Annotated in this window: 25 protein-coding genes; 12 read left to right on the forward strand and 13 right to left on the reverse strand. The window is 69.3% G+C overall.

All coding sequences use genetic code 11. The annotated features are described in order from the left end of the window. Positions 1-29: 29 nt before the first annotated feature. Positions 30-1955 (reverse strand): beta-CASP ribonuclease aCPSF1, encoded by a 1926-nt coding sequence (locus ACZ5KW_RS11670; RefSeq protein WP_343776571.1) that lies wholly within the window; start codon positions 1953-1955, stop codon positions 30-32. Positions 1956-2169: 214 nt separating this feature from the next. Between ACZ5KW_RS11670 and ACZ5KW_RS11675 the strand changes: the two genes are divergently transcribed. Next, positions 2170-2700 (forward strand): hypothetical protein, encoded by a 531-nt coding sequence (locus ACZ5KW_RS11675; RefSeq protein WP_343776573.1) that lies wholly within the window; start codon positions 2170-2172, stop codon positions 2698-2700. Between the two features lie 33 nt (positions 2701-2733). Here ACZ5KW_RS11675 and ACZ5KW_RS11680 read toward each other — a convergent pair whose 3' ends face one another. The 6 genes from ACZ5KW_RS11680 to ACZ5KW_RS11705 all read right to left on the reverse strand — a co-directional run bounded on the left by ACZ5KW_RS11680 (position 2734) and on the right by ACZ5KW_RS11705 (position 7262). Then, positions 2734-3600, reverse strand: a complete 867-nt coding sequence (locus ACZ5KW_RS11680) for an SDR family oxidoreductase (protein WP_343776575.1) — start codon at positions 3598-3600, stop codon at positions 2734-2736. A gap of 71 nt (positions 3601-3671) precedes the next feature. Beyond that, positions 3672-4478 (reverse strand): archaeal proteasome endopeptidase complex subunit alpha, encoded by an 807-nt coding sequence (gene psmA / locus ACZ5KW_RS11685; protein ID WP_343776577.1) that lies wholly within the window; start codon positions 4476-4478, stop codon positions 3672-3674. A gap of 4 nt (positions 4479-4482) precedes the next feature. After that, complete coding sequence (locus ACZ5KW_RS11690) at positions 4483-4962, reverse strand: Rpp14/Pop5 family protein (protein ID WP_343776578.1); 480 nt, start codon at positions 4960-4962, stop codon at positions 4483-4485. Between the two features lie 10 nt (positions 4963-4972). Further along, positions 4973-5596 (reverse strand): class I SAM-dependent methyltransferase, encoded by a 624-nt coding sequence (locus tag ACZ5KW_RS11695; protein WP_343776579.1) that lies wholly within the window; start codon positions 5594-5596, stop codon positions 4973-4975. Further along, positions 5580-6332: an RNase P subunit p30 family protein gene (locus tag ACZ5KW_RS11700; protein WP_343776580.1), complete on the reverse strand. Its 753-nt coding sequence runs from the start codon at positions 6330-6332 to the stop codon at positions 5580-5582. Before ACZ5KW_RS11700 ends, ACZ5KW_RS11695 begins: the two co-directional genes overlap by 17 nt. 66 nt (positions 6333-6398) lie before the next feature. Beyond that, positions 6399-7262, reverse strand: a complete 864-nt coding sequence (locus tag ACZ5KW_RS11705) for a DUF6498-containing protein (RefSeq protein WP_343776582.1) — start codon at positions 7260-7262, stop codon at positions 6399-6401. A 79-nt stretch (positions 7263-7341) separates the two neighbouring features. Here ACZ5KW_RS11705 and ACZ5KW_RS11710 point away from each other — a divergent pair, with 79 nt between their 5' ends. The 10 genes from ACZ5KW_RS11710 to ftsY all read left to right on the forward strand — a co-directional run bounded on the left by ACZ5KW_RS11710 (position 7342) and on the right by ftsY (position 13774). Beyond that, positions 7342-7626, forward strand: coding sequence for a DUF357 domain-containing protein (locus tag ACZ5KW_RS11710; protein ID WP_343776584.1), 285 nt, complete (start codon positions 7342-7344; stop codon positions 7624-7626). An 83-nt stretch (positions 7627-7709) separates the two neighbouring features. Then, entirely contained in the window at positions 7710-8828 is a 1119-nt protein-coding gene (locus ACZ5KW_RS11715) for a M20 family metallopeptidase (protein WP_343776586.1), read from the forward strand. A gap of 93 nt (positions 8829-8921) precedes the next feature. Next, on the forward strand, positions 8922-9074 hold the full coding sequence (locus ACZ5KW_RS11720) for a 50S ribosomal protein L39e (RefSeq protein WP_004050128.1): 153 nt from the start codon (positions 8922-8924) through the stop codon (positions 9072-9074). After that, positions 9075-9353: a 50S ribosomal protein L31e gene (locus tag ACZ5KW_RS11725; RefSeq protein WP_343776590.1), complete on the forward strand. Its 279-nt coding sequence runs from the start codon at positions 9075-9077 to the stop codon at positions 9351-9353. Between the two features lies 1 nt (position 9354). After that, on the forward strand, positions 9355-10020 hold the full coding sequence (locus ACZ5KW_RS11730; RefSeq protein ID WP_343776592.1) for a translation initiation factor IF-6: 666 nt from the start codon (positions 9355-9357) through the stop codon (positions 10018-10020). A 114-nt stretch (positions 10021-10134) separates the two neighbouring features. Continuing rightward, a complete protein-coding gene (locus ACZ5KW_RS11735) occupies positions 10135-11127 on the forward strand; it encodes an ABC transporter ATP-binding protein (RefSeq protein ID WP_343776594.1) in 993 nt (330 codons plus the stop codon). Beyond that, complete coding sequence (locus ACZ5KW_RS11740) at positions 11124-11939, forward strand: ABC transporter permease (protein ID WP_343776596.1); 816 nt, start codon at positions 11124-11126, stop codon at positions 11937-11939. The genes ACZ5KW_RS11735 and ACZ5KW_RS11740 overlap by 4 nt, the downstream gene beginning before the upstream one ends. 99 nt (positions 11940-12038) lie before the next feature. After that, a complete protein-coding gene (rpl18a, locus tag ACZ5KW_RS11745) occupies positions 12039-12215 on the forward strand; it encodes a 50S ribosomal protein L18Ae (protein ID WP_004595730.1) in 177 nt (58 codons plus the stop codon). After that, positions 12215-12670, forward strand: coding sequence for a prefoldin subunit alpha (gene pfdA / locus ACZ5KW_RS11750; protein WP_343776984.1), 456 nt, complete (start codon positions 12215-12217; stop codon positions 12668-12670). The genes rpl18a and pfdA overlap by 1 nt, the downstream gene beginning before the upstream one ends. A 15-nt stretch (positions 12671-12685) precedes the next feature. After that, entirely contained in the window at positions 12686-13774 is a 1089-nt protein-coding gene (gene ftsY, locus ACZ5KW_RS11755; protein WP_343776600.1) for a signal recognition particle-docking protein FtsY, read from the forward strand. Between the two features lie 173 nt (positions 13775-13947). On the opposite strand, the gene ACZ5KW_RS11760 is transcribed toward ftsY, so the two are convergent. From ACZ5KW_RS11760 to ACZ5KW_RS11770, 3 genes are all read right to left on the reverse strand, one after another. Next, a complete protein-coding gene (locus tag ACZ5KW_RS11760) occupies positions 13948-14808 on the reverse strand; it encodes a phosphatase PAP2 family protein (protein WP_343776601.1) in 861 nt (286 codons plus the stop codon). Between the two features lie 290 nt (positions 14809-15098). Then, entirely contained in the window at positions 15099-15785 is a 687-nt protein-coding gene (locus ACZ5KW_RS11765; protein WP_343776603.1) for an SCO family protein, read from the reverse strand. Positions 15786-15887: 102 nt separating this feature from the next. After that, positions 15888-16391, reverse strand: a complete 504-nt coding sequence (locus ACZ5KW_RS11770) for a winged helix-turn-helix transcriptional regulator (protein WP_343776605.1) — start codon at positions 16389-16391, stop codon at positions 15888-15890. 160 nt (positions 16392-16551) lie between these two features. Here ACZ5KW_RS11770 and ACZ5KW_RS11775 point away from each other — a divergent pair, with 160 nt between their 5' ends. Then, positions 16552-16905 carry a DUF7471 family protein gene (locus tag ACZ5KW_RS11775; RefSeq protein WP_343776607.1) on the forward strand — a complete coding sequence of 118 codons (354 nt, stop codon included), beginning with the start codon at positions 16552-16554 and terminating at the stop codon, positions 16903-16905. Between the two features lie 46 nt (positions 16906-16951). On the opposite strand, the gene ACZ5KW_RS11780 is transcribed toward ACZ5KW_RS11775, so the two are convergent. From ACZ5KW_RS11780 to ACZ5KW_RS11790, 3 genes are read right to left on the reverse strand one after another with little or no spacing between them, the layout of a single operon-like run. Beyond that, complete coding sequence (locus ACZ5KW_RS11780) at positions 16952-17815, reverse strand: copper ABC transporter permease (RefSeq protein ID WP_343776609.1); 864 nt, start codon at positions 17813-17815, stop codon at positions 16952-16954. After that, positions 17812-18627, reverse strand: a complete 816-nt coding sequence (locus ACZ5KW_RS11785; protein ID WP_343776611.1) for an ABC transporter ATP-binding protein — start codon at positions 18625-18627, stop codon at positions 17812-17814. Before ACZ5KW_RS11785 ends, ACZ5KW_RS11780 begins: the two co-directional genes overlap by 4 nt. After that, complete coding sequence (locus tag ACZ5KW_RS11790; RefSeq protein ID WP_343776613.1) at positions 18624-20678, reverse strand: right-handed parallel beta-helix repeat-containing protein; 2055 nt, start codon at positions 20676-20678, stop codon at positions 18624-18626. Before ACZ5KW_RS11790 ends, ACZ5KW_RS11785 begins: the two co-directional genes overlap by 4 nt. Between the last annotated feature and the right edge of the window lie 108 nt (positions 20679-20786).

The raw sequence follows: 20786 nt of genomic DNA on the forward strand, positions 1-20786 counted from the left end.
CCGCTCGCTCCGCGGGCGACCCCGCGGACTTACTTGAACCGGAACGTCTCCAGGTTCTTCGGGGCGAACGTCCGCATGTTGTAGTCGTGGTACAGCGACGAGGAGAGGTCCTGAACGGAGCTCTCGTCGCCGTGGACGCAGAGCACCTTCTCGGGGCGCGGGTTCATCGTCTTCACGAAGTTCTCTAACCCCTGCCGGTCGGCGTGACCGGAGAATCCGTCGACGACGTCGACGCCCATCTCCAGCGTGAGGGTGTCCCCGCGGCTCCCGCCGCCCCAGCCGTCGACCGGGATCTCGTCCCAGCCGTTCTGGATCCGGCGGCCGAGCGTCCCCTGCGCCTGGTAGCCGACGAAGACGAGGTTCGAGTCCGGGTCGGGCCCGATGTGGCGGAGCCACGACATGATCGGGCCGCCCTCGATCATCCCCGACGTGGAGATGATGATACACTCCTCGCCGTCGGCGACCTCCTGTCGCTCCTCCTCGCCGGCGTCGATGTGGTTGAACTGGTCGGCGAGGAACGGGTTCTCGTCCTCGTGGAAGATGCGGTCGCGGAGGTCGTCGCGGAGGTACTCGGGGTAGGTGGTGTGGATCGCGGTCGCCTCCCAGATCATCCCGTCGAGGTGGACGGGCATCTCCGGGATCTCGCCTTCCCGCATCGCCTCCTCCAAGACGAGCATGATCTCCTGCGAGCGCCCCACGGCGAACGCCGGGATGACGACCTTGCCGCCCTGCTCGTACGTCTCGTTGATGACCTCCTTGAGCGCCTCCTCGGAGTCCTCCTGGTCGGTCTGGTAGTCGTTGCGGCCGCCGTAGGTGGACTCCAAGACGAGCGTCTCGACGCGCGGGAAGTCGTTGACCGCGCCGTTGAACAGGCGGGTGTCCTCGTAGTGGATGTCGCCCGAGAACGCGACGTTGTAGAGGCCGTCGCCGATGTGGAAGTGAGTGACAGCGCTGCCGAGGATGTGGCCCGCGTTGTGGAACGTGAGCTTCACGTCCGGCGCCACGTCGGTCACGTCGCCGTACTCTAGGGGGATGGTGTGTTTGATCGCGTCGCGGACCTGTGCGGACTCGTACGGCGGCGTGCGACCGTCCTTCGCCGCGACGTCGAGGTAGTCCAGCGTGAGCAGGCCCATCAGGTCGCGGCTCGGCTCGGTGGTGTAGATCGGGCCGTCGTAGCCGTACTTGAAGAGGAGGGGGACCAGCGCGGAGTGGTCGAGGTGGGCGTGGGTCAACACGACCGCGTCGAGCGTCGCCGCGCCGGCGCCCAGCGCCTCGGGCACTTGGAGGTAGGGCACCTCGCCTTCCGCACCGGGCTTGTCGCCGCAGTCGATGAGGATCCGGGTCTCGGGCGTCGAGAGGATGAAGGCCGCGCGGCCGACCTCGCGACAGCAGCCGAGCGTCGTGATCCGCACCCACTCGTCGTCGGACATCTCCTCGCGGTGGATCTGGCGGCCGACGCGTTCGAGGATGTCGCGGCGCTCCTCGCGCTCGTTCTTCAGGAAGCCGCGGACGTTCGAGACCGTGGAGGACTCGATCGGCGGGGTCCGAACGACCTCGGGGGTCCAGCCGACCTCTTGGGTGATCTCCCGGAGCGTCGAGCCGCGGCGGCCGATCACCATCCCGGGCTTTTCGGCCTCGATGACGACCTCACCGGTGTCCTCGTGGAAGTCGAGGTCGGTCACGCCGGCCTCCTCGGGGATCACGTCGCGGACCTTGTCCTCGGCTCGCGCCGGGGGAGAGAGGGCGCTGGGGTCCGGGCGGACCGTGATCCGCTTTCTGAGCTTGGACGCGAGCCGTCGGATCAGATCGCCGTCGCCGGCGAAGCGTTTGGGGTCGCGGGTGTAGACGACGAGCTCCGGCCCCTCGTACTTGACATCGGTGACCGTGATGTCGTTCGGAATTTCCTGTTCGATCTCTGATTTCAACGTATCGAGTTGCTTGTCGACTTGACTCATATCTCACTGCGGGTCGTCGGGGCCGCCGCCGTCGTCGAGTCGCACCTGACTCGTCGCCGATCGGTCGACCGTGACGGGGTAGGCATAGTGGAAGTACTATCCGTAGTTGTTCCGTGCGGGAACAGCCAGCGAAAACCCGCTTAACTCACGCTACTGCCCCGCCGTTATAAAACTCTTCGCAAAAGGCAAGCCACAGGCGGCCGCACCCCGACGTATGCGCGTCACCCCGCAGACGGTCCGCGACGAACACGCGTGGGTCCGCGACCGCGCCGACACGGTCGTTCCGATCCTCAACGACACCCGAGACCGACTCGGCCGACGCTTCGACACGCACGTCGACGCGGTCGCTCCGGAGGCGTACCGGCGAGAGGTCGACGCCGTCTTCGCCGACGGCGAAGTCGCGGTCAACGTCGCGGCCTGCGTCGCGCTCCTCCGCGACCTCGACGTGGCGGGCGACTACCCCGGGTTCGTCGTCGACGAGGTGCTCGGGCGGGAGCTCGCGGCGACGATCGCCGGCGGGCGACCGCTCTCGCTGCTCGCGCAGGCGACGTTCCACGTCGCTGACCTCTACGTGACCGAGGACGCGACCGCGCCGGAAGCGGAAGGGGCTGGGACCGCGGGCGCCGACGACCTCGACGCGGCGCTCGCCGCGGGGTTCCAGACGCGGCTCCCCGGCTGGGACTGGCGGGAGGGAGAGAGTCCGTTCGCGGTCGACGCCCCGAACGATGACGGGTCAGACGGGTGACGGCCGGTCGGACCCCGACCGAACCGCCGGCGACTACGAGGTGAAGTTCCTGACGAGGCCGTACGCGCGGTCGAGCACGGCGTCGGGGAGGAACCGCGCGAGGACGCCGACGCGAGCGACCGTACCGGGCTGGACCCGCGCCGGGGGCTGGGTCGCGCTCGCGGCGTCGTAGATGGCGTTCGCGACGACCGCCGGCTCGACCGACCCGGGGCCGTCACCGCCGATCAGCTTCGCGTCCTCGAACATCGCGTAGAACTCCTCGTAGGCCTCCGTCCGTTCGATTCCGTCGCTCTCCTCGGGATCGGCCTCCCGTTCCGCGCGGGCAGAGAACTCCGTCTTCACCGGGCCGGGCTCGACGACGACCACGTCGATGCCGAGGTCTGCGACCTCGCTTCGCAACGCGTCCGACATCGCCTCCAGGGCGAATTTCGACCCGCTGTACACGCCGCCGCCGGGGATCGAAACCCGCCCGGCGACCGACGAGACGTTGACGATGGTGCCGTCGCGCTCGCGACGCATCGCGGGGAGCACCGCCCGGATCAGTCGATGCGGGCCGTACACGTTCACGTCGAACTGGTCGTGGACCCGTTCGGTCGATACGTCTTCGACCGGCCCGAACTGCCCGTAGCCGGCGTTGTTGATCAGCGCGTCGACCGCGCCCTCCTCGTCTAAGACGCGTTCGACGACGCGGTCGATGTCGTCCTGGTCGGTGACGTCGAGCGTGGCGAGCTCACACCCCGCCTCGCCGAGCGCCTCGATGTCCGCCGGGTTCCGCGCGGTGGCGTACACGGTCCATCCCTCGTCGAGGAACGCGTGCGCCGCGGCGCGGCCGATGCCCGAGGAACAGCCGGTGATGAGTGCCGTCTTCTGCACGCGTTTCCGGTCTGCCTCCGTCGGCATAACTCTCCCGACCGACCGCGTCGCTCGCGGTTCGTCCGAACCTCTGAATAACAACTCGGTGCGGGGGCGCCTTACTCCTCGTCGCCGTCCGCGTCGCTACGCTCGTCGTCCGCGGCCTCGTCGGCCGACTCCTCCTCCGCTTCGTCGCTCGCGAGTAGGCCGCGCTCCTCCAGAATCTCCTCGATCTCGTCGGCCGGATGTTCGGTGTACTCCGGATCGTCGACGGTGATCGTGGCGACCCCGACGCCGTCGGGCGACAGCTCGCCGTCGTTGGACTGCGCGAGGGTGTCGAGCGCGAGGCCCACCGCCTCGTCTATCCCGATCCCCTCCTCGTACTCCTCCTCGAGGTAGTCGCGGAGGTCGCTCCGGTCCGACCCGATCGACAGCGCCTGCCACTCGTAGGGGGTGCCGGACGGGTCGGTCTCGAACAGGCGCGGCTCGCCGTTCTCGATGCCGCCGACGATGAGCGCGACGCCGAAGGGGCGCGCGCCGCCGACCTGCGTGTACTGCTGGATGTGGTCGGTGATGTTCTTCGTCAGCGTCTCGATGCCGACCGCCTCGCCGTAGCGCAGTCGGTTCACCTGCGCCTGCCGGCGCGCGAAGTCGATGAGCTGGCGGGCGTCGGCGACGTGGCCGGCGCTCGCGACGCCGACGTGGTCGTCGGCCTTGTGGAGCTTCTCGATGCTCTCCGGCTCCATCAGCGGGGAGCGGGCTCGCTTGTCGGCCGCGATGACGACGCCGTCCTCGGCGCGGACGCCGACGCTCGCCGTTCCTCGTTTCACCGCCTCCCGGGCGTACTCGACCTGGTAGAGTCGGCCGTCCGGAGAGAAGATGGTGATGCCGCGGTCGTACGCCTGTTGTTGGGATTGGCCCTGCATGATATCACTCGATGTCGAAGGTCGTCGCGCCGACGTGACCCGAGTCGACCCGGAGGTCGCACGCGTCGCCGCGCACGGTCGCGGTCCGTTCGGCGCCCTCGAACGCGACGTCTCGCTGTGTCGAATTGGGGGCCGCACGACCCATATATCTTTCCTCACAGGCACGCACCGTCCCCGAAATCCCGCGAACGCGGATCCCGACGGGTTCGCCGTCGACCTCACTCACGCAGGCGACCGCGGCGCGCGCGTCGTCGACGTGGCCGTGTCTGACCCGGACGACCGCCTCGCCGGTCCCCGCCGCGTGTGCGAACGACAGCAGCGTGAGGTCGGCGTCCGCGCTGCCGGCGTCGCCGAGGAGGTTGCCGGCGCTGTACCACAGCGCGCGCTGGAACGCGCGGCGGCCGATCTCCGCGTCCGGCCACGTCTCGACGCCGACGGCGAGGTACCGCCACCGCGGCCGGAGGTGTTTCGGGAGGTGTTTCATCGGACCCGGATCACGCCGAGAGATCCCGGAGTCGATCGGCGACGATCACCGCAACCTGATCGTGGACGCGCTCGACGGTCGTCACCGCGTACCCCTCGTCGGTGAACGCCTCGACGAGCGTCCCGACCGTCGCGGGGTCGTCGACCTCGGGGCTGTAGAACGGCGCGTCCGGGTCGGGCTCCTCGAACAAGGCGACGTCGCCGAGCACGATCCGGCGCGCGCCCGTCTCGGCCATCACGCCGATCGCCTCGCGCTTCTCGTCGTCCGCGAGGTGGTGGAGCGCGAAGTTCGAGGTGACCACGTCGACCCGCTGGTCGGGGTCGAGGTTCGGCTCGCGGAACTCGCCGTACGCGAACTCGACGTTGTCGAGCCCGCGCGCCTCGGCCTTCCGGCGCCCCTCCTCCATCATTCCCTCGCTGATGTCGCGAGCAAGGACGCGCTCGGCGTCCTCGGCGAGCGCGAGCGCGATGGCGCCGGTTCCGGCCCCCAGGTCGAGCACCACGTCGTCCGGCTCGGGCGCCGCGTGGTCGATCACGAGCCCCGCGCAGGCGTGGTACTCGTCGCTCTTCGACTCGTCGTACTCGCCCGCCTTCTCGGAGAACCGCTCGGCGTGTTCTTCAACCGTCTTCTTCATACCTACCGAGTCGGACCCCCGGCTCTATGAAGCCCTCGGAGCGGCGCTCCCGGTTCCGCTCGACGAGGTCGCCCCACGCCCGGAGCCCCTCGCGGACGGCCTCGGCGTCGAACCCGACCGCCTCCCCGACGGCGACGAGCTCCCGGGGCGCTCGCAGTTGGAGGTGCGAGCGGGCGTTCGCGCTCACGACGTAGGGCGCGTCGTAGTGGTCGACGATCTCGCGGAGCTTCCGGAGGTCGGCGAGCGCCCGGACCCGCTTCCCGCCGGTCGCGCGGAGCGCCGGCCCGAAGTCGAACTCGACGTGGACGCCGTTGTCGCGCGCGGCCTTCGCGAGCACGTGGTTGAAGTCGCCGCCCCCGGCCATCGGGCGGACCAGCGCGTCGACGCGTTCCTGTTCGACCGCGAACCGGTTCAGGGCGTCGTCGCCGCCGACGACGCAGACCACGGTCCGGTCCGAGCGGTAGTTCCCGACCGCGCCCGACGCGCTCGTCGGGTCGGAGGCGTCGATCTCCACCGCGTCGACGACGTCGACGCCGTACTCCTCCCGGACGGCCTCGGGGTCGCGGACGGGACTCCCGTCGCCGCCGGTCGCGACGGCGCCGCCCCCGTCGCCGGCCGCCGCCAGCGCGTCGCGCGATCGCACCACGATCCCGTCGTAGCCGTGGCGAGCGGCGGTGGCGGCGTGGCGCGCGACGGTCGCCTCGCCGTCGGGGTGGGCGTGAACGGCCTCGTACATGAGGCGCCGTTTCGCGGCCGTGCGTATCGGCGTTGCGCTTTCGACGCCGCGCTCCGCGCCGTTCCGTCACCAGTCGCCGGTGGTGTCCTCCTCCGTTCTCCACTCCCGCCGCGGGTCCTCGCCCGTGAACCACGTCGCGATCCCGTCGGGGTCGTCCTCACGGACGGCACGGCGCCGACTCCACTCGACCGTCGCCTTCCCGAGCGCGATCGGCAGGAGGTACGGGAGCAGGACGACCTCGACGCCGAACGCGTCGGCGAGGCCGTCTAGCAGCCCCGGGGCGAGCGCCGCCTCGATCACGGCGATGCCGGCGGTGACCGGGATCACCGTCGCCACTCCGACGACGAAGTAGAAGAAGACGACGCGCTGTGCCGCCTCGACGACCATGTACGGCGACCGCCTCTCGTAAGCGCGTTCCGCGAAGAACTCCCTCCTGACCTCCGCGACCTGCGCGCCGCAGACGCCGAGCGCCGCCAGCCCGACGGTGGGCGTGAGATACGAGAGAGCGTCCCAGCCGACGGGGACCAGGGGAAAGAGGAGGAACGCGAAGATGCCGAGCGAGCGGCTGACGACGCGCGCGTTTCGACGGTATACCGGCGGTAGCCACGAGACGAGGTGAATCGGCCTCGGTTCGCGTTCCCACACCTCGTCTCGCTCGGCGTCCTCGTCGTAGCCGGTGATGTAGAACGAGCGGTCCTCCAGCCGGATCGGCCGCTCCGCGAACATCGCGGCGGCGGCGTAGGCCACCACCAGGACGGCGACCTCGATCCAGTACACCGCGAGCAGCTCCCCGACGCGCCAGCCGAACCCCACGACGCCGGCGAGCGGGAGGAGGTTCGTCGCTATCACGAGCGCCAGACCCCCGCGACCGGCGGGGTTGAGCGGGGGCGACGGGTCGCGGTCGGGCTTCGGCGAGCCGTCGGAGGGCATCGTGTCACGCCCGGTTCGCGTCGAACATAAATTTCACCACCCCGACGCCCTTTTTGTCCGCTCGCGGGAATCACCGCGTATGCCCGCCGACCTAGAGGAGAAGACGGACCGGTACGAGCGGATGCTCGCGGACGCGCTGGCCGTCGCCGAGCCGCGCCCGCCGGCCGACACCCCGCTCGGGGAGGCCGCCGCGGACGTGGCCGAGATGGCCGAGTCGTACCTCGACGACGGCCGGCACTTCCGCGAGGACGGCGACCCGGTGAACGCGCTCGCGTCGTACTCGTACGGGTACGGCTGGCTCGACGCCGGGGTCCGGCTCGGGCTGTTCGCGGTGCCCGACGACACCGAGCTGTTCACCACCTGACGCGCTGTCCTGCCGGCGGAGAGCGCGCCGGCGACGACCGCCGCGAGGGACGCGCTTATGCGCCGACGGCCTCCAGAGGCCGCATGGACGAACTCGCCGACCTGACCGAACGGCTCGTCTCGATCCCCTCACACGAGGACGAGACGGCCGCGGGCGACGCCATCGAGGACTGGCTGCGCGCGGAGACGGACGCGACCGTCGAGCGCGACGACGCGGGAAACGTGCTCGCGTTCGCGGGCGCGACCGACGACCCCGACGCCGACTCGCTCGCGCTCGTCGGTCACCACGACGTGGTCCCGCCGGCGCCGGGACAGACGACGGGCGAGGGGCTCGACGGCGAGTACGCGGTCGAGCGCCGGGACGGCCGTATCTACGGCCGCGGGACCGCCGACATGAAGGGGTCGGTCGCGGCCGCGATGTGCGCGTTCCGGGACGCGACGCCGCCCGCGGGCCGAGAACTGGTCTTCGCTTCCTTCGTCGGCGAGGAGGTCGGCGGCGAGGGGGCGCGTCACGCCATCGATGCCGGGTTCGCGCCCGACCGCGCGCTCGTCGCGGAGGGGTCGACGAACTACTCGAAGCCGGGCGTCACGGACGTGGTCGTGGCCCACCGCGGACGGCGGGGGTCGCGGCTCGTCGCGCGCGGCGAGGCCGCCCACGCCTCGGAGCCCGAGGCCGGCGAGAACGCGATCTACCGCGCCTGCGACGCGATCGACGGGGTCCGCGGGCTCGACACGCCGGAAACGACGGTCCTCGGCAACGACGTGTCGGGGTCGCTCGCGGTCACGATCGTCGACGGCGGCGAGACGTGGAACGTGATCCCCGAGCGCTGCGAGGCGACGGTCGACGAGCGCACGGTCCCGGGCGGCCGCGCCGACCTCGCGGGCGTCGCCGACGCGACGCCGGGCGTCGAACTCGTCGTCGATCAGGACCTCCCGCCGATGGCCTGCGGCGACGCCGCCTTCGCGGACGCCGCGCTCGACGTCGCCCGCTCGGTCCACGAGGAGCGCGGCCTCGACGCGCCGGAACACGTCACCAAGCCGCATGCGACCGACGCGGGGTGGCTCGCTGGGGCCGGCACGGAGTGTCTGGTCTGTGGCGCCTCCGAGCCGGGCGAGGCGCACACCGACACCGAGAGCGCGAGCGTGGACGTCCTCGACCGCTGTTACGAGATATACGCGGGGATCGCAGAGCGGGAACTGTAGCGGTCTCCGGCGGCGTTCCGGTCCGATTCAGGCGGCTCGGGCGCGACCCGTATGGAAGGGGTTTTATGCGCCCCGTGGAAAGTGTGCGCCACTATGGGAGACAAGTCGAAGGCTCAAAAGAAGCGTCTGGCGAAGGCGGAGCGCCAGAACACCCGCGTCCCCGCGTGGGTCATGATGAAGACGGACATGAACGTGACGCGAAACCCCAAGCGGCGCAACTGGCGCCGGAACGACCTGGACGAGTAAATGTCCACGAACGACTTCGAGGAGCGCGTCGTCACCGTCCCGCTCCGCGACGCCAAGGAGAAGCCCGTCCAGCAGCGCGCCGACTACGCCATGAAGATCACGCGCCAGCACCTCGCGAAGCACTTCTCCGTCGACGAGGACGCGGTCATCATCGACGGCTCCGTCAACGAGGCGGTCTGGACGAACGGGCGGCAGAACCCGCCCAGCACGGTGCGGGTCCGCGCGGCTCGGTTCGTCGAGGACGGCGAACCGGTCGTCGAGGCCGAGCACGCAGAGTAACGTGTTACGGGCGACCTTCACCGGCTCGTCGTACGTGGGCGTGTTCGCCCGCGCCGTCGACGACCTCCTGTTGATCCGGCCGGACGTCGACGAGGCCCTCGCCGATGACCTCGGGGCGGAACTCGGCGCCGAGCCGCTGCTGACGACGGTCGGGAGGTCCAACACCGTCGGTTCGCTCGCGACGGGCAACGAGGAGGGCGTCCTCGTCTCCGCCCGCGCGACCGAACGCGAGAAGGACCGGATCGCGGACGCGGCCGGCGTCCCGGTGCGCGAGCTGCCCGGCGAGATCAACGCCGCCGGAAACGTCGTGCTCGCGAACGACTACGGCGCGTACGTCCACCCGGACCTCTCACGCGATGCGATCCAGACGATCAAAGACGCCCTCGACGTCCCCGTGACTCGCGGCGACCTCGGCGGCGTTCGAACCGTCGGCACCGCCGCGGTCGCCAACAACACGGGCGTGCTCTGTCACCCCCAGTCGACAGAGGACGAACTCCAGGCCGTCGAGGAGGCGCTCGACGTTCGCGCCGACCTCGGCACCATCAACTACGGCGCGCCGCTCGTCGGCTCCGGCCTCGTCGCCACCGACGAGGGGTACGTCGTCGGCGAGGACACGACCGGCCCCGAACTCGGCCGGATCGAGGAGACGCTCGGCTTCATCGACTGACACACCGCCGCTCCGTCTCCGTCCGGTTCGAGGCGGTTCGCTGCGCCTCGACCGCTGAGCCGTTCCTCGCAGTCATCGCCTGTTTTTAAGAGCCGAACCGGAGTTGTGGGCGGTATGCCCGCCATCGAGTGTCGGAAGCTCTCCAAGTACTACGGCGACGTCCGGGGGATCGAAGACGTCTCGTTCACCGTCGAACGCGGCGAAGTCTTCGGGTTTCTCGGCCCGAACGGCGCGGGCAAGACGACCGCGATCCGCACGCTGTTGGGGTTCCTGTCGCCGACGAGCGGCGGCGGAACGCTGCTGGACCACGACGTGACGGACCCGGTCGCGTCGCGTCGCGCCCGCGAGCGGATCGGGTTCCTCCCCGGCGATCCGGGACTCGACCGCGACCGCACCGCTGGGGCGTTCCTCGACCATCAGGCGGCGCTCCGGGGCGAGTCGAGTCGCGCCGACCTCGTCGACCGGTTCGGTCTCGACGAGTCGCGGCGCATCGCCGACCTCTCGCGGGGAAACCGTCAGAAGGTGGCGCTCGTGGCGGCGTTCATGCACGACCCGGACCTGCTGTTGCTCGACGAACCGACTTCCGGGCTCGACCCGCTGCTCCAAGAGGAGTTCGCCGCCTTGGTGCGCGAACGCGTCGACGACGGGGCGAGCGTGCTCCTCTCCTCGCACGTCCTCGGCGAGGTGGCCGCGCTCTGTGACCGCGTCGGCGTCCTCCGCGAGGGCCACCTCGTCGCGGTCGAGTCCGTCTCCGAACTCCGGTCGCGCGGCGGCAAGCAGGTTCGCCTCCGGGTCGCCGAGGACGTCGAGCACGCCGACTTCGAGCGTCGCGGCATCATGAACCTCCGCGTCGGCGAGACCGTCTCGTTCACGTGGACCGGCGAGTACGACGCGTTGATCGACCTGCTCTCGGGGTACACCGTGCGCGACCTCGACGTCGTCGACGCCCCGCTCGAAGAGGCGTTCATGACGTTCTACGACGGCGACGTTCCGGGGCCGACCGGTCGCGGCGGAGGCAACCGAGGCGGCGGGACGGGCGGCGGCGACGCGCCCTCGAACGCGGCGCCCGCGGACGCGGTCGCGGACTCCGGAGGTGACGAGCGATGAGCGACCGACCGGCGCCGTGGCTCGCCATCGCCCGGTACGACGCGGCGGGACGCGCCCGTGGGTCCCTTGTGTTGACGGGGCTGCTCTCCGCGTTCCTCCTCCTGTTCCTCGCCTTCTACCCGTCGCTGTCGACCGCGGGCATCGACCTCGACGCCTACGTCGAGGCGCTGCCGCCGGCGTTTCGGGAGGCGTTCGGGATCGTCGCCTTCTCCTCTATCGAGGGGTTCCTCGCGGTGGAGTTCTACCAGTTCGCGTGGCTGCTGTTGGTCGGCCTCTACCTCGCGTACCTCGCTGGTGGGACCATCTCCGCCGATGTCGCGTCCGGGCGGATGGATCTCACACTGTCGGCGCCGGTCGCGCGCCGCGACGTCGTGATCGGGCGGTTCCTCGGACTGGTACCGCTCGTCGCGCTGTTGAACGTCGTCCTCCCTGTCGTCGCGTACGTCGGCGTCCTCGCGGTCGGTGAGACGATCGCGGTCGAACGGCTCGTCGCGGTCCACGCGCTCGCGGTGCCGTACCACCTGACGTGCGTCGCGCTCGGCCTCGCGGTGTCGACGTTCGTCTCGCGGCCGGGAGTCGCCCAGCGCGTCGCGCTCGGCGCGCTGTTCGGCCTGTTCATGTTCGAGTCGCTCGTCGCGAGCACCGACTACGCAGGGTTCGGGGACCTCAGCCCGACGGCGCACTACGACCCCTCCGCCGTCCTCGTCACGGGCGAGTACGACGCGACGGGTGCGGCGGTCCTCCTCGCGGCGGCGGTCGGCCTCGTCGCGCTCTCCGTCGTTCGCTTCCGTCGCGCCGACCTCACGGGGTGAGCCTCACGTCGGTGACAGGCTGAGAGCGGCGTCTGCGGCGACAGAGGGGGCTGTCGCTTTTTAGGAAGATACTTCCCTGTGCCTGCCGGATCGGGGAACATGAGTACCTACACGGTGAGTGGACGGTTCCAGAGCCGAGACGGCGACCAGCCGTTCACGAAGGACGTTGAGGCGGAAAACGAGGACCTCGCCCGCGAGCGGATCTACACCACGGTCGGGAGCCAGCACAACCGCAAGCGCACCCAGATCGATATCGAGGAGGTGTCCGAAGCATGATGGGTGGCGGACAACAGCAGCTCCAGCAGCTTTCCCAGGAGCTTCAGGCCCTCGACGAGGAGATCGAAGAGCTCGAAGCCGAGATCGCTGACCTCCGCGAGGAGCAGGCGGACATCGACGACGCCATCGAGGCCATCGAGACCCTCGAGACCGGCTCGACGGTTCAGGTTCCGCTCGGCGGCGGCGCGTACCTCCGCGCGGAAGTTCAGGACATCGACGAGGTCATCGTCTCGCTCGGCGGGAACTACTCCGCGGAGCAGGAGCAAGACGACGCGATCGACGTCCTCCGAAGCAAACAGGAGGCGCTCGACGAGCGCATCGAGGAGACGGAAGGGGAAGTCGACGAGCTCGAAACCGAGAGCAGCGAGCTCGAACAGCAGGCCCAGCAGATGCAACAGCAGATGCAACAACAGCAGATGCAGCAGATGCAGCAGGCTCAGGACGAAGAGGAGTAAGACGGGGATCAGACCGTGTTCGACGGACTGAAAGACAAGCTCTCCGGCTTCCGCGAGGACGTCGAAGAGTCGACCGAGGCCGACGACGAGGCGCCGGCCGAATCGGCGCCCTCCGAGAGCGACGCCGCAACCGACGACTCGTCCTCGGGCGGCGACGCCGTCGCGGCCGCCGAAAGCGACGATTCCGACGGCGAAAGCGACGCCGAATCCGACGAGCCGAGCACGTTCCAGCGGGCCAAGGCGTTCGCGACCGGTCGGATCATCATCGAGGAGGAGGACCTAGAGGAGCCGCTGTGGAACCTCGAGATGGCGCTCCTCGAGAGCGACGTGGAGATGAGCGTCGCCGAGGAGATCCTCGATAGCGTCCGCGAGAGCATGCTCGGCGAGTCCCGCAAGCAGGTCGAAACGACCGGCGAACTCGTCGAGTCGGCGCTCCACGACGCGCTCTTGGACGTCATCGCGGTCGGGCAGTTCGACTTCGAAGGGCGGATCGCCGAGGCGGACAAGCCGGTCACCATCGTCTTCACCGGCGTCAACGGCGTCGGGAAGACGACGAGCATCGCGAAGCTCTCCGAGTGGCTCGGGGACCGCGGCTACTCCACCGTGCTCGCGAACGGTGACACCTACCGGGCGGGCGCGAACGAACAGATCCGCGAACACGCCGACCGGCTCGGCCGCGACCTGATCAGCCACGACCAGGGCGGCGACCCGGCGGCGGTCATCTACGACGCCGTCGAGTACGCCGAGGCGAACGACGTCGACGTCGTCTTGGGCGACACGGCGGGACGGCTCCACACGAGCGACGACCTGATGTCGCAACTGGAGAAGATCGACCGCGTCGTCGCCCCGGATATGACGCTGTTCGTCGACGAGGCGGTCGCGGGACAGGACGCGGTCAACCGCGCGAAGGAGTTCGACGACGCCGCCGCTATCGACGGCGCGATACTCACGAAGGCGGACGCCGACTCCTCGGGCGGTGCCGCCATTTCCGTCGCGTACGTCACCGGCAAGCCGATTCTCTTCCTCGGGACCGGACAGGGGTACGACGACATCACTCGGTTCGACCCCGAGGACCTCGTCGAGAGCCTCCTCGACGAGGAGTGATCGCAGGCCCGTCGGGGCCCGCTGTTTCCCGTTTCCGCCGCGGTCACCGCGCCTCCCAGCGTCGGCCTTTTCGTGGTAGTTCCGGAGACGAGCGTCCGGCCAGTCGACTAGCGTTTTCGGTGTGGTCGAATCGGTGATTCAGGGCCGTGCGTCGGCCGACGCCGGGACGGCGCTCAGTCGTCGCCGCCGATCTGGCCGGCCGGATCGCCCCCGCCGCGAGTCGGCGTCGACTGCGACGCCTCCACTCGGCTCACGATCCGTACCGCGGCGGACACCGATCCGACGCCCAGTGCGACGCCGGCGACCACGTCCACCAGCCAGTGGATACCGAGGTACATGGTCGAGAACACCACGGCGGCCGCGACGACCGCGGCCACGGGCGTCCACCGGGGGTGCGTCCGTCGCGAGCGCCACGCGACGGTCAGGACCGCCACGGAGAGGGACGTGTGAAGCGACGGGAAGACGTTCGTGTTGGAGGCGACCGCCGCGGTGAGGTCCTGCGTCTGCGGGTAGACGCTGTACATCAACCCCGACACCGTCTCCAAGTAGTTCCGCGGGCCGTACGAGACGAACAGCGTGTAACAGACCGTCCCGACCGCGTAGTTGAGCATGTACGCGACGAGCAGTTCCTTCAGACGCCGCTGTCCGCTCCCGGCCGAGAGGAGGTACGTCACCGGTGCCGCGACGAGGAGGAACGCGAACCCGACCATGTAGCTCACCGTGAAGAACTCCAGCGTCGCCTCCGGAGTCAGCCCCTGGAGCGTCGCCACGAACTCGCCTTCGAGGGCGTACAGTTCGTCGGTGATGTTCCAATCGAGCGCGCGTGAGAGGCGGATTCGATACCCCTGTGTGATCTGCTTGACCGCGAGCAGCGCGAGCGCCGCTCCGAGGTACGGGGCGATGTCTCGGAGCCGGTCGTCCACGTCAGTCATCGCGCGAGACAGCTGTCGGGGCCCGATACAGAGGAGGGCGACGACCGCCGTTCCGGCGATGACCGAAAGGCCGGTGAGGGCGGTCACTTCGAGGAGCGCCATTCGTCGTCTAGCCGATGTCGCTGCGGCGACATGAGTGACACGGTCTCCCCGACGAGAGACGGGATACCGGCGTCACACTCCTATCTGTCCGGCGTGAAATCGGTGGTTGCGGTCGAACGGGGCGCATGCCGCTCCGACACGCCGTCCGACTGCGGGGTGATTCGCCCAGGCTCCTCAGGCCCCGAAAGCGGTTCGGCACCGCTTCGACGGATCTATCTAGTCTGTGCCTGCTCGTCGGGAACGGCTCAGAAGGATACGTTCGGCGACTACCGTTCGGCGCAGAGCGGATCTCATGCGGTGGCTACACGTTCGACATCGGCGACGAGGCGTTCGATGTCCGTCCGCGGGCCTCTCGGGTACGCGCGCTCAACGATTCCCTGCTTGTTTGCGAGGAGGATCAGCCCGTAGTGCGGGAACCGGTACTCGAGGTCGTCAGACTGATCGGCCGGCGCCTTCTCGATCACGAGCCCGAAGTTCTCGTCTAGCAGCTCTTGGCCTCGTTCGTAGCTCTCGGGGCGGAGGAAGTGCCAATTGCCCGCATCGAGGTTCACACCCTGCCGGCCGGCGTACTCACGGAGCACGCCCGCGGTATCGCGCTCGGGATCGAACGTCTGCGCGAAGAACGCGGTCTCGTTGGCGTATCCACCCTCGGCGGCGGCCGCCTGTGCGCGACGGAGCCGGAGAATGAGCGCGGGACAGACGCCGTCCGGGCAGTTCGTGTAAAACGACGTCCACAGGACGGCCCGCTCGCCCTCATATTCGCCGCTCGAAATCTCTTCGTTCGTGATCGGGTCCGGAACGGTGAACTGAGGCATCTCGTCGCCGTAGCTCGGGTGTACGGCCTCGCTCAGATCCTGTTCGGGCGGACTGAGAACGGTTCCGTCGGCACCGCCGTCACCGAGCACGCCGAGACAACCGGCGGTACCGATGGTCGCGCCTAGGGCTCCGGCCGATTTACAGAACGTCCGTCGGTCCATGTGCTACCGTGGTAGATCTGAGGACTTGAGGCGTCTGGTGTGACCCCCGAATGCGCACGCTGTGTCCGATCTGCGCGTGTGTTCGACCTGCCGAGACGGCGGTCAGTCGAAGAGCTCGTCGACGGTCCGGACGAACCGATCGACGAGGCGGTCCGGTAGCGACGGCGACACTACTCCCAGCAGTTCGGCCGTGCGGTCCGGACGGTTCAACGCGAGCGTCATCGGGCGATCGTCGGACTTCTCGACGATTCCGTTCTCGGCGAGCGTCGAGACGTGCCAAGAGATCGTGCTCCGTGCGAGGTCGAGATCGCTCGCGAGCGCCTTCGGTCGCTTCGGGCCGTCGGCGTGAAGCCGGACGATGATCTCGCGGGGCGTCTCGCGTCTGAGGAACGCGAGCGCCCGTCGTTCCCACGGGTCAAACGACGGGTCGAAGTAGTGCGTGCGGCCGCCGATCCGCTCGACCGCGAGTTCGTCGTTACGCACGAGACGGCGGAGGTGGTACTGTACTTGTCCGGTCGCGATATCGAGATCGCGGCCGACCTGGTTGAAGTGGACACCGGGAGTGTCGCGAACGTGGCGTCGAATCTGGGTCCGGGTGTCCGACATCTGTGATCGGTGGCCGTAACCGGTACCCGAATAAAGCGTACGCGTTCGTTATCCCTGCTTGGGAACCGGCGAAACCGCGATCTCGGCCGAGAGACCGGTTCGGAACCCCACGGCCCGGTCGAAGGGTCGTTTTCTTATTCGTCCGGGTTCAATAGCCGTTGTGACGCGGCCGATCGGCCTCCTGCTGTCCGTGATCGATGGGTGGTCCGTAGAGGGGTCGCTACTGCTTCTCACGATCGCGCTCGTCGCCGGAGTGGGCACGGGGATCCTCTTCGCCGTCAGCGTCGTCGCGTATCGTCGACGGCGAGAAACGCAGTACCGATTGATCGCCGTCGCGGTCGGCGTGCTGTTGTTCCGATCGGTCGTGGGCGCCGGAACGATCTTCGGTATCGTACCGATGCCGATCCACCATTTCGTGGGGCATAGCCTCGATTTCCTGATCGCGGCGATCGTCCTCTACACGGTGTACACGCATGCGCCGGGATCGGTCGGCAACGACGCTGCCTCTGACTGAACGGGCGGTGGTCGTCGGGCGAACGGTCGCGTTTCGTCTCGCTCGCCTAGCCGCTGAACCGCTCGTGGACTCGCTCGGCGACGACATCGATCTGCGGGGCGTACGCGAACGTCGCCACTGCGGTTGCGGTCCCGGCGAGGATCCAGCCGAGTAGTGAGCCGAGCGCGCGGCCCGTCCCGATGAACCGCTCGTCGGGGGCGAAGGCGACACCGATGACGTGTTCGAAGACCAGTCCGCGGAACGCCCCGTTCGGGGTCAAAGCGAGCGATTCGGCGATGCCGCCCGGGGAGGCGCCGCCCGCCAGCGACCGGAGGATCGCGAGGTCACCACCGATGACGCCGGCGAGCAGCGTGAGGAGACCGATCGCGACCGCGCTCCGGCGGCTCGACGCCAGCGCCGATACCGCCGCCGACAGCGACAGGTACGCTGCCCCGAGGAGGAGAACGAACGCGACGAACCGCACGAACAGGAGCGGCGAGTCCACTCCGCTGTGGGTCGCGAATATTCCCGTTTCCGGCGCCGCGGTCAGCCAGACGAACAGCCCGATGAGGGCGAACGGGAGACCGACGACCGCCACGAGCGCGGCCGTCCGCGCCAGTACCACGCCGAGAACGTAGCCGGTGGTGCTTACGGGGTAGGTCCGGATAACGACGAACTCACCGCTTGCGCCGTCGGTGAGCAGGGCACGGTACCCGAGCGCCACACCGAGAAGCGGGACGAGCACCTCCGACGGGAGCAGCAGGTCGACCACGGCCGGCACGAAACCGGTCTCCCCGCCTCCGCCGACCGCGACGAGACCACCGAGTACGACGAGAAGTCCGACCGCGAGCACGGCGTAGCCGGGAGTCCTGCGAACGGTTACCAGTTCGCGACGAAACACGGTCCCGACGCCCGCGAGGAACCGACTCATCGGTCCGACACCCCCGTGACGTGGAGCGACTCCGAAGCGGTCTCGTCCGTGTGGGCGACACCACGGTCGCCGTCTGTGCCACCGGTTTCGCCGTCGCTTTCGGCGCCAGATCCGTCACCGACGACGACGCGGTACAGGCTCTCCACGTCGTCGACCCCGTGGTCGATAAGCAAGCGATCGCGGGCCCCCGCGGCGGCCACTCGGCCGCGATCGAGAACGACGAGGTCGTCGGCGTACGCGTCGACGAGGTCGAGGTCGTGGGAGCTGACGACGACGGCGGTGTCGTCGCTCGCGCGAGTCGCCGCCGCCCGGAACGTCCGCTCGCGCATCTCCGGGTCGAGCCCGCTCGTCGGCTCGTCGAGCACCGCGACCGCCGGTTCGCCGAGCGTCGCCTGCGCGACCCCGAGTAGACGCCGCATCCCGCCCGAAAGCGCCGAGACGCGTCTGTCGCCCGCGTCGGCCAGTCCGACGTCCGCCAGCGCCGCGTCGGGTTCGTCACCGACGAGCGCCGCGTAGAAGCCGAGCGTTTCGCGGGCCGTTAACTCGCCGCGGAGCGGTACCCCCTGCGGAAGGTAGCCGATCCGCTTGCCGGTGTCAGCGCCACCTCCGCCCCCGTGGGCGTACCGCACCGCCCCGGCGGTCGGTTCGACCGCTCCCGCGAGAACGCCGAGCAGGGTGGATTTCCCGGAGCCGTTCGGCCCGACGACGGCGGTGATGCCTGAACCGATCGAAAGCGAGACGTCGTCGAGAACCGGGATCCCGCCGTAGGTCCGGGTCACGCCGACGACTTCGGCGAGCGCGCTCTCTGTCATCGGTGCCCTCTCGACTCCGCGGTAGTCCCCTGATTCGTCGACTCTCGGACGGTCGTGTTCGAGTGAGCCGCCTCTCGTTCATCTGGCGGTCCGAGTTCGGCGCGCCAGTCCGCGTGGAGCGGCCCTGCGCGTTCGGAGCCGGGGCCCGTCACCGCGTCGATTCGTTCGGGGGCGTACGGCTCAGACGCGGGCGCCGGGTCGATAATACTCCCGGAGCGGGCACCGGGAACGGTACCGCGGAGTCGGTCGAGCAGGACCGCTGCGGGCGACTCTCGCAGGGTGACGGCCGCGGCCTCGCGGTGGAGCGCGGCGTCGACCGGTGACGTCGGACGGTACGCTCGCTCGTCGGACGAGCGCGGCCCGACGTTCGCCCCCTCCCAGTAGTTACCGCGATCACCGTCCGCCCAGACGCGGAGCGCGCCCGCACCGGCGGCGGCGTGGTCGTCGTTTCCGACGAAGTCGTTCGCGACGACGCGACTCGACGGGACGATCGTCGTCGCACGCGCGCCGAGCTCGTTTCCGACGACCACGTTGCGTTCGTACAGGGACCCGCGCGCGCTCGTCGAGAAGCCGAGTTCGTTGTCGACGAGCGTGTTGTACGCGACGTACGTCCGCGTCCCCGAGGACTGAATCCCCGCACCGGAGTCGCGCACGTCGTTGCCGACGATCGCGTTCCCCGAGGGCCGGGTCATCACCGTGACCCCCGCGAACAGCTCGTTGCGAACGGTGTTGTCCGCGACCAGCGCGTCGCCGGTGTACATGAGATGGACGCCGTACCGGTTGTTCGTGAACGTCGAGTTCCGGACGATCGAGCCGTCCGCGCGGTGGAGGTAGATCCCGTCGCGACCGCCCTCGAATCGGCTGTCGGTCACGGTTACACGCGACTCCATCCCGGTAAGCCCCATGAACCCGTCTTGCCACGTGTCAGATCCGTCGACGCGGAGGTCACGGACGACCGCGTGCGATCCCTCTCGCAACAGGAGCCCGCTCGCGTTCGTTTCGATCGCGACGTCGTCGACGACGAGCCCCGGCGCGTCGATCGCTTTGATCCCGGCGTCACCGCCACCGTATCCGCTCTGGATGTACGCGTCCCACGCCTCGCTCTCCCCGTCTCCGGAGTCGCCCGCCGCCTCCGGATCTCGCGTCCGGTTTCCGACACCGTCGATCCGGAGTCCCTGAATAGCGACATTAGCCGCGCGAACGGTGATGACCGATCCGTTGCCGTCGCCGCTGATCCGTGCGCCGTCCCCGGTGATGGTCACGGACTCGTTGACCGTTACCGTCTCGTGATACACGCCCTCCGGGACGACGACCGTCGAGTTCGACGGTGCCGCCGCGACCGCCGCGTCGATCGACGGCGCGTCCTCGCCGACGATCACCGAAACCGGGCGGTCGGCGGTTCGTTCCGCCTCGGCGATCCGATCGTCGGCCGCCCGCCACCGGCCCGGTGCGAGCGAGCGCACCGCCGCCGCCGAGTCGACGTCGAACGAGCGGTCGCGGACCGACTCCCACCCGACCACTCCCCCGCCGTGAGCGTCGGCGAACGACTCGGCGGCCGCTCGGCTTCGAAAGGGAATCACGGCCTCGCCGGCCGGCGTGTGGGCGTCGCTGCCGACGACGTAGTACGCCGCATCGACCGGGGTCCATCCGCCGGCTCCGGTCGCCGCGAACAGCCCGTCATCGGTCGTTTCGGGGTTTCGGTGATCGAAGGTCTCGACGTACGCGACGAGCGGATAGCCGAACTGACGCTCGGTCCGCCCGTCCGACAGCGACGCCGTGAACGAGCCGATCCCGTTGTATCCGACGACGTACTGTAGCTGCGAGTAGAACACCTGCGTCCGCGGGATCGTCGCGTTTCCGGCCATTACCTCGTCGCCCTCTGCGGAGAGTCCGAGCTCCGTGGTGTCGTCGTACGCCACCGGATCGGGGGCCGACTCGGCAGGATCGGCGACGAACGCGCCCGCGGTCGCGACCACGCCGAGGGCCATGACCGCGGCGACCGCGAGCCGAACGCGCCGTGACCGGTCGTCGTCGCGTGCGAAAACTGCCACACGGTCGCGTCGCTCCGCGATGACTTATCGAATCTGGTGTGACTCTCGAACGCGCGTGATTCCGGGGTTCACGGAGTGCCGCACCCCGGCACTCGTCGCGAGGCGTGA

Source organism: Halorubrum ejinorense (genome assembly GCF_055389685.1).

Excerpts from the sequence above, each read along its gene's own strand:
- psmA (WP_343776577.1), bottom strand. The coding sequence starts at position 4,478 with ATGCAGGGCCAATCCCAACAACAGGCGTACGACCGCGGCATCACCATC.
- ACZ5KW_RS11770 (WP_343776605.1), bottom strand. The coding sequence starts at position 16,391 with ATGTCGGACACCCGGACCCAGATTCGACGCCACGTTCGCGACACTCCC.
- ACZ5KW_RS11695 (WP_343776579.1), bottom strand. The coding sequence starts at position 5,596 with ATGAAGAAGACGGTTGAAGAACACGCCGAGCGGTTCTCCGAGAAGGCG.
- ACZ5KW_RS11780 (WP_343776609.1), bottom strand. The coding sequence starts at position 17,815 with ATGAGTCGGTTCCTCGCGGGCGTCGGGACCGTGTTTCGTCGCGAACTG.
- ACZ5KW_RS11705 (WP_343776582.1), bottom strand. The coding sequence starts at position 7,262 with ATGCCCTCCGACGGCTCGCCGAAGCCCGACCGCGACCCGTCGCCCCCG.
- ACZ5KW_RS11680 (WP_343776575.1), bottom strand. The coding sequence starts at position 3,600 with ATGCCGACGGAGGCAGACCGGAAACGCGTGCAGAAGACGGCACTCATC.
- ACZ5KW_RS11710 (WP_343776584.1), top strand. The coding sequence starts at position 7,342 with ATGCCCGCCGACCTAGAGGAGAAGACGGACCGGTACGAGCGGATGCTC.
- ACZ5KW_RS11675 (WP_343776573.1), top strand. The coding sequence starts at position 2,170 with ATGCGCGTCACCCCGCAGACGGTCCGCGACGAACACGCGTGGGTCCGC.
- ACZ5KW_RS11785 (WP_343776611.1), bottom strand. The coding sequence starts at position 18,627 with ATGACAGAGAGCGCGCTCGCCGAAGTCGTCGGCGTGACCCGGACCTAC.
- rpl18a (WP_004595730.1), top strand. The coding sequence starts at position 12,039 with ATGAGTACCTACACGGTGAGTGGACGGTTCCAGAGCCGAGACGGCGAC.
- ACZ5KW_RS11740 (WP_343776596.1), top strand. The coding sequence starts at position 11,124 with ATGAGCGACCGACCGGCGCCGTGGCTCGCCATCGCCCGGTACGACGCG.
- ACZ5KW_RS11700 (WP_343776580.1), bottom strand. The coding sequence starts at position 6,332 with ATGTACGAGGCCGTTCACGCCCACCCCGACGGCGAGGCGACCGTCGCG.
- ACZ5KW_RS11715 (WP_343776586.1), top strand. The coding sequence starts at position 7,710 with ATGGACGAACTCGCCGACCTGACCGAACGGCTCGTCTCGATCCCCTCA.
- ACZ5KW_RS11760 (WP_343776601.1), bottom strand. The coding sequence starts at position 14,808 with ATGGCGCTCCTCGAAGTGACCGCCCTCACCGGCCTTTCGGTCATCGCC.
- ACZ5KW_RS11670 (WP_343776571.1), bottom strand. The coding sequence starts at position 1,955 with ATGAGTCAAGTCGACAAGCAACTCGATACGTTGAAATCAGAGATCGAA.
- ACZ5KW_RS11720 (WP_004050128.1), top strand. The coding sequence starts at position 8,922 with ATGGGAGACAAGTCGAAGGCTCAAAAGAAGCGTCTGGCGAAGGCGGAG.
- ACZ5KW_RS11735 (WP_343776594.1), top strand. The coding sequence starts at position 10,135 with ATGCCCGCCATCGAGTGTCGGAAGCTCTCCAAGTACTACGGCGACGTC.
- ACZ5KW_RS11765 (WP_343776603.1), bottom strand. The coding sequence starts at position 15,785 with ATGGACCGACGGACGTTCTGTAAATCGGCCGGAGCCCTAGGCGCGACC.
- ACZ5KW_RS11690 (WP_343776578.1), bottom strand. The coding sequence starts at position 4,962 with ATGAAACACCTCCCGAAACACCTCCGGCCGCGGTGGCGGTACCTCGCC.
- ACZ5KW_RS11725 (WP_343776590.1), top strand. The coding sequence starts at position 9,075 with ATGTCCACGAACGACTTCGAGGAGCGCGTCGTCACCGTCCCGCTCCGC.
- pfdA (WP_343776984.1), top strand. The coding sequence starts at position 12,215 with ATGGGTGGCGGACAACAGCAGCTCCAGCAGCTTTCCCAGGAGCTTCAG.